The organism is Shewanella sp. 433, assembly GCF_059338565.1.
The window spans coordinates 3,319,500-3,334,384 of record NZ_CM181703.1; the positions used below are offsets into that span (position 1 = coordinate 3,319,500).

The 14,885-nt window shown below is 48.1% G+C and carries 13 protein-coding genes; 2 read left to right on the forward strand and 11 right to left on the reverse strand.

Annotation, left to right across the window (positions count from 1 at the left end; genetic code table 11):
* Window positions 1–2: 2 nt before the first annotated feature.
* The 11 genes from AC5YB1_RS14745 to glyA form a co-directional block, all read right to left on the reverse strand.
* The gene (locus AC5YB1_RS14745; protein WP_494519790.1) at window positions 3–1,265 is read right to left on the reverse strand and encodes an ankyrin repeat domain-containing protein; all 1,263 of its coding nucleotides are present in this window, start codon (window positions 1,263–1,265) and stop codon (window positions 3–5) included.
* Between the two features lie 9 nt (window positions 1,266–1,274).
* Window positions 1,275–2,849 carry a hypothetical protein gene (locus AC5YB1_RS14750; RefSeq protein WP_494519791.1) on the reverse strand — a complete coding sequence of 525 codons (1,575 nt, stop codon included), beginning with the start codon at window positions 2,847–2,849 and terminating at the stop codon, window positions 1,275–1,277.
* 715 nt (window positions 2,850–3,564) lie between these two features.
* Window positions 3,565–4,059 carry a phosphatidylglycerophosphatase A family protein gene (locus tag AC5YB1_RS14755; RefSeq protein WP_494519792.1) on the reverse strand — a complete coding sequence of 165 codons (495 nt, stop codon included), beginning with the start codon at window positions 4,057–4,059 and terminating at the stop codon, window positions 3,565–3,567.
* Complete coding sequence (thiL, locus tag AC5YB1_RS14760) at window positions 4,056–5,018, reverse strand: thiamine-phosphate kinase (RefSeq protein WP_494519793.1); 963 nt, start codon at window positions 5,016–5,018, stop codon at window positions 4,056–4,058. Before thiL ends, AC5YB1_RS14755 begins: the two co-directional genes overlap by 4 nt.
* Window positions 5,019–5,379: 361 nt before the next feature.
* Window positions 5,380–5,784 carry a transcription antitermination factor NusB gene (nusB, locus tag AC5YB1_RS14765; protein WP_475516151.1) on the reverse strand — a complete coding sequence of 135 codons (405 nt, stop codon included), beginning with the start codon at window positions 5,782–5,784 and terminating at the stop codon, window positions 5,380–5,382.
* 14 nt (window positions 5,785–5,798) lie between these two features.
* A complete protein-coding gene (gene ribH / locus AC5YB1_RS14770; protein WP_475516150.1) occupies window positions 5,799–6,275 on the reverse strand; it encodes a 6,7-dimethyl-8-ribityllumazine synthase in 477 nt (158 codons plus the stop codon).
* Between the two features lie 124 nt (window positions 6,276–6,399).
* Window positions 6,400–7,503, reverse strand: coding sequence for a bifunctional 3,4-dihydroxy-2-butanone-4-phosphate synthase/GTP cyclohydrolase II (ribBA, locus tag AC5YB1_RS14775; RefSeq protein WP_475516149.1), 1,104 nt, complete (start codon window positions 7,501–7,503; stop codon window positions 6,400–6,402).
* A gap of 67 nt (window positions 7,504–7,570) precedes the next feature.
* Window positions 7,571–8,242, reverse strand: coding sequence for a riboflavin synthase (locus tag AC5YB1_RS14780; RefSeq protein WP_475516148.1), 672 nt, complete (start codon window positions 8,240–8,242; stop codon window positions 7,571–7,573).
* 26 nt (window positions 8,243–8,268) lie between these two features.
* The gene (gene ribD, locus AC5YB1_RS14785; protein ID WP_494519794.1) at window positions 8,269–9,402 is read right to left on the reverse strand and encodes a bifunctional diaminohydroxyphosphoribosylaminopyrimidine deaminase/5-amino-6-(5-phosphoribosylamino)uracil reductase RibD; all 1,134 of its coding nucleotides are present in this window, start codon (window positions 9,400–9,402) and stop codon (window positions 8,269–8,271) included.
* Window positions 9,403–9,439: 37 nt separating this feature from the next.
* A complete protein-coding gene (gene nrdR / locus AC5YB1_RS14790; RefSeq protein WP_494519795.1) occupies window positions 9,440–9,904 on the reverse strand; it encodes a transcriptional regulator NrdR in 465 nt (154 codons plus the stop codon).
* Window positions 9,905–10,027: 123 nt separating this feature from the next.
* Window positions 10,028–11,284 (reverse strand): serine hydroxymethyltransferase, encoded by a 1,257-nt coding sequence (gene glyA / locus AC5YB1_RS14795; protein WP_475516146.1) that lies wholly within the window; start codon window positions 11,282–11,284, stop codon window positions 10,028–10,030.
* Window positions 11,285–11,674: 390 nt separating this feature from the next.
* Between glyA and ettA the strand changes: the two genes are divergently transcribed.
* Window positions 11,675–13,339 carry an energy-dependent translational throttle protein EttA gene (gene ettA / locus AC5YB1_RS14800; RefSeq protein WP_494519796.1) on the forward strand — a complete coding sequence of 555 codons (1,665 nt, stop codon included), beginning with the start codon at window positions 11,675–11,677 and terminating at the stop codon, window positions 13,337–13,339.
* A gap of 351 nt (window positions 13,340–13,690) precedes the next feature.
* Complete coding sequence (locus AC5YB1_RS14805; protein WP_494519797.1) at window positions 13,691–14,776, forward strand: metallophosphoesterase; 1,086 nt, start codon at window positions 13,691–13,693, stop codon at window positions 14,774–14,776.
* The last annotated feature ends 109 nt before the right edge of the window (window positions 14,777–14,885 follow it).

Consider the following 14,885-nt stretch of genomic DNA (forward strand, 5'->3'; position numbering starts at 1 on the left):
TATTATTTATTGAGCAAATCATGTTTAATCTCAATTAGTTCATTGCTGTCATCACAAACTTCAATCGCTTGATTAATTACCGTAACGGCTTGTTCAATCTGCCCCATTATTTCTAATGATTTAGCTTTATGCTGATAATAAAGCCCATTACGATTATCGTGTTTAATGGCATTATCTATGGCAACAATGGCCTCATTATGTAGACCCAATGAACGCAGGCTATTAGCCTGATGGAATGAATAATCATAACGATGGGGCTGTTGCGACAGTAATTGAGTCATCGCAGCGACCGCTTCTTTATGCATGCCTAGTTCACGTAAATAGTTCGACTTGTGGTACAGCACAAACGGTGACGCTGGTTGTGCTGCAATGCCGTTATCAAATTCAGCCAGTGCAAGCTGAGGTTGTTTCGCCAGTCGATAGCTATTAGCGATATACAGATAGAACTGCGCTTTATTGTCACTCAGTGCCAAGCCTTGACGGTAGGCGATTATCGCCTCCTCAAAGCGCGCTAATTCAGTGAGCACATAACCACAGTAGTAGAAATAATCTGCTGGGTTGGCAAAGTCATGGCGATTACCAGTTAATATAGCCAGCGCCGTTTGGTACTCAAACTGACGAATATGCTGTTTAACCAAACGCAGTGACGCACTATAAGCTTGCTTAACCTGCTCGTTTTGAGTCATCAAAGCGACCACATTGCTCTGGCCCTGGGCTTTAGCGTGATCAAGCGCGCTCAATCCATCGCGGTCTTGAAGGTGAATGTCGGCGCCAGCGTCGAGTAACACCTCAATCACATCGGCATATAAATACCCACCGTCACCTAAAATTACCGCTTCTAACAAGGCCGACCAGCCTAGCTTATTAGCGTGATTGACCGGGATCCCCGCATCCAAACTCACCTGTACCGTACGTAGAAAACCTTTTTCGCTCGAGGGCAACAGTGGTGTGCCGCCAAAACGGTTAACACTAGTGACATCGGCGCCATGGGCTAAGGTCAGCGATAAGAGTGCGTGAAAACCATTAGCACCAGCACACAAATAGGGCGTCAGCTGATTCACATCGCGAGCATTCACATCGGCGCCATGCTCAATAAGCACTTTAGCTAGCGCCAAGTTGTTTTGCTGTACCGCAATCATCAAGGCAGTGCAGCCGTTTTCATCTCGGGTATCCACATCAACCTGCTGGGTTAAATAAGCTACCACATCATCGATTCGATTATGGCTTACTAGCTGATGCAGCGACATAGGGGCATTTGTACTCATGTTCACTCCTTAAGCGGCTTCAGTTGCTTCAGTTACTGGGGTCGCAGGCACAGGCTTGCTTAAAGGTTCTTTAGCACTCTCTTTAAGGTTGTAAAAATGTTTAACCCCAAACAGACCGGCCATCATTAAGTAGGAGTAGACATACATCATCGACTCAGGCTGAGCAAAGCCAACCCCATTGGCATGGATAAATCCAACCAACGCTAGACCTGCGGCAACTAAGGCGGCAACTACGGCGCGCAGCGGAGTATTATTGATAGCAAAGACCACCATACAACCCCATAGTAAGCTCGCAAGTGGTGCACCATTACCTAAGCCAACCATGCCTTGGTAATAGATACCTTTTGCCGCTAATGCCTCAATACCTACGTCATAAGCATTGGTACCGGCTGTCGCCAAGGTGTTTTTGAACAGGGTTAATGCCCAGTAGCCAATCCAAGGGAACAAACAAACAAAGATGGCAGGCACTTCCAATTTAGGCGTTTCACGCACTACTTGGTTAGCTGTGACAATACCGATGTAGACTAAGATTGGCGCAATGGCGGCTCCTGGAATCAAGCTCAGTAGCAGCGCACCTAAACCAAACAGACACACTAAGAACATGATCACGCCATTAAATAGGGTGTAACCTATGCTCGCGCCCATCTCTTTATACGCCGCATGGCCCACATACACAGTCACAGGGAAAGGGTTACCCATGAAGGCACCGAGCATAGATGCACAGCCGTTAACCATCATAATTTTGCGTGTCGGGTAAGAGTCACCAGCAGCATCGGCACTTTCGATATTCTCAAGGTCGAATACATAGTTAGCTAAACCCAGCGGTACAGCTGATGCCAAGTAAGGTAAGGCATGAGGTACGCCTTCCATAAAGCTGTCAATGTGCAGCTGTGGAGGGTTAAAGCCCGCATCCGATAGCGAAGCAATAATTGCATCGGGTGACTGCAAACCAAACATCCAAGCCAGCACAGTACCGACAATGATCAGTAATAGCCCAGTTGGGATCTTAGGAAACAGCGGCTTTTTACCAAACCAGTTGATAAAAATAAGCCCCAGCACGACGAACGACACTACAGGCGTTGAAAACGCTTGCAGCATAGGGTTGAGCGCCAACAGTGTGAGGCCTAATCCCGCCAAACAAGACAGCAGTACGGTGCGAGGCACGATACGACGGATAGTGTCACCAAAGAATGAGCCGACGAGTAAGATCATCGCCTCGACAAAACACCAAACTAATGCGATTTGAATAGCAAATGCCGCATCTTTGGTTGTGTGATAAACCGGCATAATCACCAGAAAAGTCACGGTGAAAATAGACGGTGCACTCGGACCAGATGGCAGTGCGGTCACATCATCACGACCGGTTTCTTTTTTTAACTTATACGCAAACCAAGCATAAAATATACTGGCACACATCACTGCCAGACCAAACGCCGGGGCGACCTGCCCCATAACAAATTCTTTAGGTAAACCGACGACAAAAAGCAACAAGCCCATCATAGTCAGTAAATTGGTTAAATTATTGGTAAATAAGCCAAAGAAGGCGGCCCAATCACCTTTGCGCCATACATCACTTATGTCCATATCGCTGTCCTATTGTGATTTAATTATTTAACTTGAGTTAATAACGAACACCCCAAAGTTAACAAAATTATGACGACACAATAAATTAGGAAACTAAATGGCCTAGATTAGCTTTAGCGATACCCACAGAAAAACCAACAAACCGAGATCATTTATTTAACAAGATAAGATCAACTAGATAACACAAGATAAGGTTAGGGTTAAATAATGTGACCCGCTTCACCCTTAAACTGGCGCCTCCCCCTTGCTGGTAATAAAACAAAGCATGACCTATATCACATTGCTATTTTTTGATTGTTGCGCAGCATAACCTTGATACCCATTCAAATAACAAGCTTATGTAAATACAACGATGATATTGATACGAGCAACCACAACCGAAAATCTATAGCGGAGACTTTTATAAGAGAACCACTAGCTGAGCACACCACCCTAGGCAACAAGATAACTAGCTGTAATTAAAGGCAATAACCTGATACTGGTAAGATCGATGGTAGATGGTAGATGGTAGATGGTAGATGGTAGATGGTAGTGACGATAAGTTTGATCTGGATAAAAAATGTTTATTCACTTTTTACTGCAATCTACATTGATTGCAATCTAGTACTACAGGCTGATATTGCTCACTCGAATGTTCACCGTTTAAATAGTATTTAGCCTATTTTGCCTTTGGCGAGCAAAATAGACTAAATAGTAAAGTCAGCTCACCGCTGCGCTAGCCGACGAAGTACACCACCCCTTGCAAACCCAAAAACGCAAAGGCGCCCGCTAAGACATCATCAATCATGATGCCAAAACCGCCATGCACCTTGGCATCCAGCCATTTGATCGGCCATGGCTTAAGGATGTCGAAAAAGCGAAACAGCACAAATCCCAGCAGCAACCATTCCCAGCCTGCGGGCGCAGCAGCCAGGGTGATTAACATACCGACAATTTCATCCCACACGATGGCGCCGTGATCATGCACCCGCATATCTTTAGAGGCTTTATCACAAATATAAAACCCCACCAGCATCAATAGCAGCGTCACACCAAGATACCAAGGTAACGAGAGGTAGCTCATCAGCAAGTAGAGCGGAATGGCCATCAAACTACCATAGGTTCCCGGCGCTTTTGCTAGCAGACCCGAGCCAAAGCCCAACGCCAAAAAGTGGATAGGATTAGTCAGAGAGAGTCTGCGCAGCAGTGGATCGGTCGAGCGTAACTTCATGATGTAAAATGCTCAAAACTAAAATTGGTTGGCTTAAATGTGGCGCCCTCTTTCATCAAACGCAGTTTGTTGCCTGTGGAGATCTGGCCAATTTTAGCAAAAGAGACCCCGGCATGAGCCAGTGACGTTTCTAGGGCGCCGCGCTGTGATTCTGGCACGGTAAAGAGTAATTCATAATCTTCCCCGCCCGTCAGGGCATAGCTAAGCGCTTGCTCATACTCAACCGACTCCCTCATGGCTGCCGACAGCGGTAGCTGATCGACATCGACAATCGCACCCACGTTAGAGTGTTTGAGGATGTGACCAATATCGGACACCAAACCATCGGATAGATCGATGGCGCTCGAGGCGAGATTCCGCAGCGATTGCCCCGCCAAAACTCTTGGCGTTGGATAATAATGACGTTGAATTAAATACTGCGCGGCATCGCCACTCAGCGCTTGCTCGCCCCGTAAAATGGCTAAGCCTAACGCAGAGTCACCTAAGGTGCCGGTCACATAGATCCAATCGCCATTTTTAGCACCACTGCGGGTTAACGCTTTGCCTTTAGGGACTTGGCCATTAATGGTGATGGTGATGGATTTCGGGCCACGCGTGGTGTCGCCCCCCACTAACGCCACGCCATAATACTGGGCAGCATCGCTTAAGCCTTGGCTAAAATCATCGAGCCAAGCTTCATCTATGCTGGGTAAAGTAATAGCCAAGGTCATCCATGCTGGCTCGGCGCCCATGGCGGCTAAGTCAGATAGATTAACGGCAACCGATTTATACCCTAGGGCCTTGGCAGGCATGTCAGCTAAGAAATGGACATTTTCAACGAGAGTATCGCATGAGATAGCGATAGATTTATGTTCGGCTGGATTAACTAAGGCACAGTCATCGCCGACACTTAATACTACGTCGCGGCGAGCTTGACCGCGCTCAGCAAAAAAACGCTCAATTACGTTAAACTCTTTCACAGTTTGACAACCATTATAAATTTAATGTGTTGGCCCACATCCATCAGGGCAACACCTAAGACATTGATTTTTTAATACTTAGTAGTTGTTCGGGCTCAATACGTTAGTGCATGGCTATGGTATGAGGCTTAAAGGCTAAGCCAAACACTCATCACAGCGCTATTGCAGTTTTACAATCGCTATGGCATCGTAACTTAGCAGGTATTAGGCTCTTGTAGGCTATGAGCTGTGGATGACTCAAGGTCATCGGCACACCTTGCCAACCCCCCCCGATAATCGGCGGCTGAAACAAGCATAAAAAATCAACAATTCCTAGCGATGATAACAAAAAAAACGGCATCCTAGGATACCGTTTCGACTATCACTTTCTACCGACTATCTTATCGAGAATGCCATTAACAAACTTATGACCATCTTCGGCACCAAAGGCCTTAGCTAGCTCAATCGCTTCGTTAATCGCAACCTTAAAAGGCACGTCTTTGCGGAAAGTCAGCTCATACGTCGCCAGACGTAATACCGCTTTTTCGATAGGTGAAACCTCATTGAACGGACGCTCAATATGAGGGGTAATTAACTCATCTAACTGGGCGCACTTGATGGTGGTTCCCGATAGCAATTCACGAAAATAGCTAACATCGACACCATCGATTTTTTGCTCAGTGAGGAATTCATGCTCCACATCGGCAACATTATTTCCGCTTAGCTGCCATGAGTAGATAGCTTGTAACGCTAGACGGCGGGCTTTACGGCGCTCTGAAGGTTTCATTCTTGTTCCTAATCTTACAACTGCTGTTCTAGTTCTTGCAGAACATTGACCATTTCAAGCAAACTAAGAGCCGCTTCGCCGCCCTTATTACCTGCTTTAGTACCTGAGCGCTCAATGGCTTGCTCAATGGTATCTGTGGTCAACACACCAAATGAAACAGGAAGATTAAACTCAAGCGCTACCTGAGCCAAACCTTTGTTACATTCGCCTGCAACAAAATCAAAATGGGGAGTACCACCACGGATCACAGCGCCTAGCGCAATGATACCGTCAAATTTACCGCTTGCCGCCACACGACGAGCCGCAAGAGGCAACTCTACAGCGCCAGGCACACGTACAATCGTGATATTGTCATCTGCAACTTGACCAAAGCGCTTTAGCGTATCTAACGCGCCATTAAGCAAACTCTCAACAACAAAGCTGTTGAAGCGTGAGATCACGATGGCAACTTTGGCATTTTTCGATTCGATATTACCTTGAACTACGTTCATTTATCTTACCTAAATTAGCTTTAACAAACCCGGCACGGGAAAAAAGAGGCCGTATAATACCACAGCACACGACGTTGATCCCCATGCAATTTAAACCAAATGAGTGAATTTACTCACATGAGTATTAATCAGCAATATATTCAGTGACTTCTAACCCAAAGCCCGACAGCGAATGGTAACGCTTTGGCGAACTCAGCAGGCGCATTGTGGTGACGCCCACATCGGCCAATATTTGCGAGCCAATGCCCACTTGGCGTGAGGTGCCTTGCCATTGTGCAGGGGCTGCGGCTTCGCCTTTGTCTTGGGCCTCAAATGCTTTGACCTTGGCCAAAATTTCACTGCTGTGCTCTTGATGACCCAGTAAGACTAATACGCCACCTTCATCGGCAATACGCGCCATGGCTTTTTCGAGTGGCCAGCTGCGCTTTTCGTCGCGCTCAGAGTGCAGTAAATCATTAAAGGTATTTTGCAGGTGTACCCGCACTAAGCTGTTTGGCTTAACGTCACCTTTAATAAGGGCATAGTTAAGTTGGTTGTCTATGGTGTCACGGTAGGTGATCATCTCAAACTCACCAAAACGGGTTGGCAACTTGCACTTAGCCTCGCGTACCACTGTGGTCTCTTTGGTATTGCGGTATTCGATTAAATCAGCAATGGTTCCTATTTTTAGACCATGCTTTTCGGCAAAAATCTCAAGATCGGGACGACGCGCCATGGTGCCATCGTCATTCAGGATTTCAACGATAACAGCTGAAGGCTCTAAACCTGCAAGACGGGCAATATCACAGCCCGCTTCGGTGTGACCTGCGCGCACTAAAACGCCCCCTTCTTGGGCCATCAGCGGGAAAATATGCCCTGGCTGCACAATATCGGTTGGCTTAGCATCTTTCGCCACAGCCGCTTTCACGGTCACGGCTCTATCTTGGGCAGAAATACCGGTTGTCACCCCTTCAGCAGCTTCAATCGACACGGTAAAGTTAGTCGAAAATTGCGCGTTATTGTTGGTAACCATCAAGGGTAAATTCAGCTGTTGACAGCGGGCTTTCGTCATGGTTTGGCAAATTAAGCCGCGTCCGAAAGTGGCCATAAAGTTGATCGCCTCAGGGGTGACAAGATCTGCCGCCATGATAAGATCGCCTTCGTTTTCTCTATCTTCGTCATCCATCAGGATAACCATTTTGCCTAAACGAATATCTTCGATAATCGCTTCTATGCTATGTAGTGCCATTGTTAGACCTTGAAATGTTCTTCTAGTAATAAATATTTAATCTGCTATTAGCGGGCATTACCAGCCTCTATCTTAAAAAGCCTGAGCGAGCTAACAGATCCATCGTCACTTCTGGGGCTTTGCTAACATTTTCATCTGCATTGTGCCCCGAATACGTCATTAAACGCTCTAAATGACGAGCAATCAGATCCACCTCGATATTGACGCTATCGCCGGTTTTTAAGTTGATAAGGGTGGTTTCACCCGCGGTATGCGGCACTATGGTTAATCGAAAGCGTTCGCCTTGTACCTCATTCACCGTCAGGCTAACGCCGTCGATAGTAATGGAGCCTTTATGGGCGATGTAGCGCGCCAAACCTTGAGGCGGCGTTAACCAAAATTCGATAGCCTTACCACGGTATTGCCTATCGTCGACGTAAGCGACGCCATCGACATGACCGCTCACCATATGACCCCCTAAGCGTGTGGTCGGTGTGACAGCTTTTTCTAAATTAACCGCTTGCCCCACTTGATAATGGGCAAAGCCTGTCAGTGATACTGTCTCGGCTGAGATATCGGCAACATAACCGTCGCTTAAGCATTCGACCACGGTGAGACACACGCCATTGGTGGCAATGCTATCACCAAGTTTGACATCACTTAAGTCCAGCTTTCCACTGGCCACGGTGAGACGAATATCGTCGCCACGGCGCTCAATTTTCCTTAGATTTCCTACTGACTCAATGATCCCAGTAAACATCTTTACCTACTTAGTTGCTCTGCACTTTAACAGGAGTGTGCACTTAAATTAAATGTAAAACGCCTATCGTCACCGACTTTGCGCTCATCAGTTAACACTAACTTAGGCAGTTGCGTCATCTGAGTATAGTCGGGTAACTGGAGTAAATTACGCCCGTGGCTGCCAAGCAATTTAGGCGCTTGGTATAAGACCAATTCATCGGCCAGTTGCTGTGCCATAAAAGCCCCCGCCAAGGTAGCGCCAGCTTCGACCATCACGCTATTGCACGTTTGCCCTAAATGCCACAGCAATGCTGCGAGCGGCACGCGCCCCTCTTGGGCGTCAAGCTGTAAATGGCTCACATGTTGTGGCCAGGAGGCCTGTACAGACGGGCTATAAGGCGTGCAAGACACCAATAGGATAGGTGATGGGATGGCCAATAATTTTGCTTGGCTACCTAAGCGCGCCTGACTATCAAGCACTACCCGCAATGGCTGCTTTAACAACTCAGCAGGCAGTGAATCGGCTAGGCTTCCAAGCTCTTGATGGCGCACATTCATGCTGGGATCATCTTGCAATACGCTATCGATGCCGGTTATCACCGCACAATGACGCGCGCGCATTCGCTGCACATCGCGGCGGGCATTAGCGCCCGTTATCCACTTCGATGTGCCATTGGACAGCGCCGTTTTACCGTCTAAACTGGCGGCCAACTTAATGCTCACCCAAGGCAATCCTGTCGCCATACGCTTCATAAAGCCTTGATTCAGCGCGGCCGCCTCATCACGCAGCAGATCGATATCGACCTCAATGCCTGCTTGCTGCAGCATCTTAATACCACGACCAGACACCTGCGGATTAGGGTCGGTTACCGCTACCACCACCCGCGCCACTTGCGCATCGATCAACGCCTGTGCACACGGCGGGGTGCGGCCATAGTGGCTACACGGCTCTAGAGTGACATAGGCGGTTGCCCCTTGGGCTTGCTCGCCAGCCATGCGCAGTGCATGCACTTCGGCATGGGGGCCGCCCGCGGCAATATGATAACCTTCGCCGACCACCTTGTCCGCCAAGGTGATAACACAGCCCACGCTCGGGTTGGGTCGAGTGGTATAGCGCCCTTTACGCGCTAACTTGATGGCTTTTGCCATCATTTCAATGTCAAATTTTGACCACGCCATGTGCCATATCCATGCAATCTAATGATTAAAAATCGGTTTATTTGGTCGACTTAGGACTCTGCAGTTTCGCAATGGCGTCACCAAACTCGGACACATCTTCAAAGGCGCGATACACAGAAGCGAAACGGATATAGGCGACTTTATCGAGGTGGACCAAGTGGTCCATCATCAAATTACCTATCATCTCAGAGGTGACTTCGCGCTCACCGGTGGCGCGCAGCGTCGACTTTATCTTACTTAATGCCTGCTCAATTTCATCCATAGATACCGGACGTTTCTCGACTGCGCGTAACATGCCGCCCCGCAGCTTTTCTTCATCGAACGGCTGGCGACTACCGTCTTGCTTAACCACTCGCGGCATCACTAACTCGGCGCCTTCAAAAGTGGTGAATCTTTCATGGCACTCTAGGCATTCACGGCGACGGCGAACCTGATGGCCATCGGCAACCAAGCGAGAATCGATCACCTTAGTATCGGTTGCGCTGCAAAACGGACAATACATTGAGCCTCCAGCATAAAAGCACTTAAATAGATCGGTTGGCATGCATAAAAAAGCCAACTGAGAGATACAAAAATGGCCGCTATCATAGCGGCCATCGAAGTTTACCTGATTTAACCCTTAAGGTTAACCGTAAACAGGGAACTTAGCGCACAAATCAAGGACCTGGTTTTTCACCCGCTCGATAGTGGCTTCGTTGTTGATGTCATCAAGCACATCACACATCCAGTTAGTTAACTCAATCGCTTGCGCTTCTTTGAAACCACGACGAGTGATCGCTGGCGAGCCGATACGCAGACCCGAGGTCACAAAAGGTGAGCGAGGATCGTTAGGCACTGAGTTTTTGTTCACTGTGATGTTGGCACGCCCAAGTGCAGCATCAGCGTCTTTACCTGTGATATCTTTAGCAATCAAATCAAGCAGGAATAGGTGGTTGTCGGTACCGCCAGACACTACATCATAACCGCGCTGGATAAAGGTGTTTGCCATCGCTTTGGCGTTAACAACCACTTGCTCTTGGTACGTTTTAAACTCAGGCTCTAATGCTTCTTTGAACGCCACCGCTTTAGCCGCGATAACGTGCATCAATGGGCCACCTTGGCCACCTGGGAATACCGCTGAGTTTAGCTTCTTGTAAATATCTTCATCATCACAGGCCGACAAGATCAAGCCGCCACGTGGGCCAGCCAGAGTCTTATGGGTTGTGGTGGTCACCACGTGTGCATGTGGCAGTGGATTAGGGTAGATACCCGCAGCCACTAGACCTGCAACGTGCGCCATATCGACAAACAGGTAAGCACCGACTTTGTCTGCGATTTCGCGGAACTTGCCCCAATCGATAATACCAGAGTAGGCACTGAAACCGGCGATAATCATCTTAGGTTGATGCTCAACGGCAAGGCGCTCAACTTCAGCGTAATCAATCTTACCAGTGGTTTCGTCGATACCGTACTGCACGGCATTGTACAATTTACCCGAGAAGCTCACGTGAGAGCCATGGGTCAAGTGACCACCGTGGGCAAGGCTCATACCCAAAACGGTATCGCCGCCTTGAAGTAGCGCCATAAATACCGCTGAGTTAGCTTGTGAACCAGAGTGAGGCTGAACGTTGGCGTAAGTGGCACCAAATAGCTCTTTGGCGCGAGAGATAGCGAGCTCTTCAGCGATATCCACATACTCACAACCACCATAGTAACGCTTACCCGGGTAACCTTCGGCATACTTGTTAGTCAGCTGAGAACCTTGCGCTTCTAATACACGAGGACTGGTGTAGTTTTCAGAGGCGATAAGCTCGATGTGCTCTTCTTGGCGACGAGTTTCATCTTGGATCGCTTGAAACAGTTGTGGATCGAAGTCCGCAATATTCATCTCTTTTTTCAGCATTGGTCACTCCAGCTGTTAAAGTCTTATTAAGTAGGGTTGCGCGGTATTCTACAGTGCAATTGATCACAATCCCAGCATTAGCAACATGAAATTAGCCGTAATTCAGGCTTAGAAATATTCATCTAAGCGCCCCACTGCAGCCAACGCCATAAGCGAGTCATTGTTTGGCAAGCGGATTCTGTTACAAGCCATAAAAGTGACTGTTTACAGCACTTTGATAAAAAACACTGTTTTCGTTTTAGGATAAACCTTGGGTGGCATAAACCGAAAAGTCAGCCCAAAAGCAATTGATGCACACGCCGCCGGCGCCCATCTTCTAAAATACGATTTAAGTTCATACACGATTGCAGTAGAATTGGCGCCATTGTTTTGTCGGAGAGTAAATTTGTTATGGCACAATTTGTTTATAGCATGCTACGAGTGGGCAAAATTGTCCCACCTAAAAAGCAGATCCTAAAAGATATTTCCTTAAGTTTTTTTCCTGGCGCCAAGATTGGTGTATTGGGTCTCAACGGCTCAGGTAAATCGACCCTACTGCGCATTATGGCCGGCCTCGATACCGACATTGAGGGTGAAGCCCGCCCTATGCAGGACCTTAAAATCGGTTACCTGCCCCAAGAGCCTAAGCTGGATGAACAGCAAACCGTACGTGAAGCGATTGAAGAAGCGGTCAGCGAGGCGAAAAATGCCCTTGCTCGCTTAGATGAAGTCTATGCGCTGTACGCCGAGCCCGATGCCGACTTTGATGCGTTGGCCAAAGAACAAGGCCGCCTCGAAGCCATTATTCAAGCGCAAGATGCCCACAACCTCGACAACATCTTAGAGCGCGCCGCAGATGCGCTGCGCCTACCAGATTGGGACACTAAAATTGAAGTCTTATCTGGGGGTGAACGTCGCCGTGTGGCCTTGTGTCGATTACTGCTCGAAAAACCCGATATGTTGCTGCTCGATGAGCCGACCAACCATTTGGATGCCGAGTCAGTTGCTTGGCTAGAGCGCTTCTTACAAGATTACACTGGCACCGTTGTGGCTATTACCCACGATAGGTACTTCCTCGACAACGCCGCTGGTTGGATCTTAGAGCTTGACCGTGGTGAAGGGATCCCTTGGGAAGGCAACTACTCTTCTTGGCTTGAGCAAAAAGATGCCCGCCTTAAACAAGAGTCGGCCACCGAAAACGCCCGCCAAAAAACCATTGCCAAAGAACTTGAATGGGTTCGCCAGGGGGCTAAAGGCCGTCAATCTAAGGGCAAGGCCCGTATGGCGCGTTTTGAAGAGCTTAATACTAACGATTACCAAAAGCGTAATGAGACTAACGAACTCTTTATTCCACCTGGACCCCGTTTGGGTGACAAGGTCATTGAAGTTAACAACCTGACCAAGTCTTATGGCGATCGCGTCCTTATCGACAATTTAAGCTTCTCAGTGCCTAAAGGCGCTATCGTGGGTATTATCGGTGCCAACGGCGCGGGTAAATCGACCCTGTTTAAGATGCTTACCGGCGCCGAGCAGCCTGATAGTGGCAGCATAGAAATTGGTGAGTCGGTGAAGATTGCCTCGGTCGATCAGTTCCGTGATTCGATGAATGATAAAAATACCGTTTGGCAAGAGATCTCTGGCGGCCAAGATATCATGCGGATCAACAACACCGAAATCCCAAGTCGCGCCTATGTGGGTCGCTTTAACTTCCGTGGTGGCGATCAGCAAAAAATTATCGGCAGCCTCTCGGGTGGTGAGCGTAACCGAGTTCATTTAGCCAAACTGTTGCAAGCGGGCGGCAACGTACTGTTACTCGATGAACCCACCAACGATTTAGACGTCGAAACCTTACGCGCCTTGGAAGAAGCCCTGCTTGAATTCCCAGGTTGCGCCATGGTTATCTCCCATGACCGTTGGTTCCTCGACAGAATCGCTACCCATATTTTAGATTATCGCGACGAAGGCCAAGTGAACTTCTACGAAGGTAACTACACCGAGTACACCACGTGGTTAAAAGAGACCTTAGGCACTGAGGCCATCGAGCCTCATCGCCTAAAATACAAGCGTATCAGCTGATCTCATTGACGTTCAAAATCGCCAGGCTTGATGCTGGCGAGCTCAGGTAAATTGATAACGGCTAAAGCGACCAAACGGAGACCCTAGGGTCTCCGTTTTCTATTAAAGGAGCTTATTTTAAATGACGTGTGTTTGAGGCTGAAGTTTAGAACAGGCTTAAACGAGTTGAGTTTCATCAGGTCTCAGGCAACTCCCCTGATCCTCATCGCCCCAGCGTCGCCTACAAAAACACACAGCAATGCAAAATAGTGCTAACATCTCTGGCAACAACTCACAGCCACAAACCGAGAATTCGCGCGCTCAATACGTCCAAAACCCCGCGAGCGCCGACAGAATAAAAGAGAGAGACCTTTGAAGCCCCTGCAATCTATCCATTTGTTTTGGCTGTTATTACTCAGTAACAGTTCGCTTGCTACTCCACAGGCGCAAGATAATACGCCTATCCATGATGGCCCCTATGTGTTTATCGAACCAGGGGCTGCCCAGCCGCAAACGGCGCACTGGATCTGCCACAATCAATTAGCTCAAACCCCAATTAAGCAAGCCAAGCTGCGCCGCCCCAGTGATTGCGCCCAATTGCCTGAGCCCACACTGAATCCCCATGCGACAGCGCTGTTACCCGATACTTATGAAGGGGTAAACAAAGTTATTGCCCTGAGCGATGTTCACGGTCAATACGATGTACTGATTAACTTGCTGCGTCGTCATAAGGTTATCGATAATCAGCAGCGCTGGGCCGCAGGAGATGCGCACTTGGTGATGACAGGCGATATGTTTGACCGTGGCCATCAGGTTAATGAAGTATTGTGGTTTATGTATCAACTTGACCAGCAAGCCCAAGCGGCCGGTGGCCAACTGCATCTGTTAATGGGCAATCACGAACAGATGGTGATGCGCGGTGACCTCCGCTATGTGCATCCGCGCTATCACACCGCCAGCGAACAACTGGGGCGCAGTTATGATGCACTCTATGCTAATGACACAGTACTAGGCCAATGGCTTAGAAGTAAGCACACCATAGTCAAAATTAATGACACGCTATTTTTACACGGTGGCATAAGCCAAGAGTGGATCGATCGTAAATTAACCTTAAGCCGTGCCAATGCCTTATATCGACAACATATCGATACGTCTAAGCCCGAACTGAAGCAAGATGATTTGCTTAACTTTTTATTTTTCGGCAATGGTCCCACTTGGTACCGTGGCTACTTTAAAGCTAACTTTAATCAGCAGGAGCTAGACAACATCTTGGCTTACTTTCAAGTAAAGCGGATTGTGGTGGGCCATACCTCGCAATCACAAGTGTTAGGCCTGTTTGATAACCAAGTGATCGCGGTCGATAGTAGCATCAAGCTAGGTGAGTCGGGTGAACTGCTGATTATCGAGGATAATCAATTAATCCGTGGCCACTATGATGGCGCGCGTTCAATATTGTAACTGTACCTTACCTCTAGCAAGCCACTGTGAGTAAAACGGTTAATGGGTATGATAAAAGAGTGGTTTATCTGCCGTTAGGCATTACAGATTAATACGCCATACCGCTGTC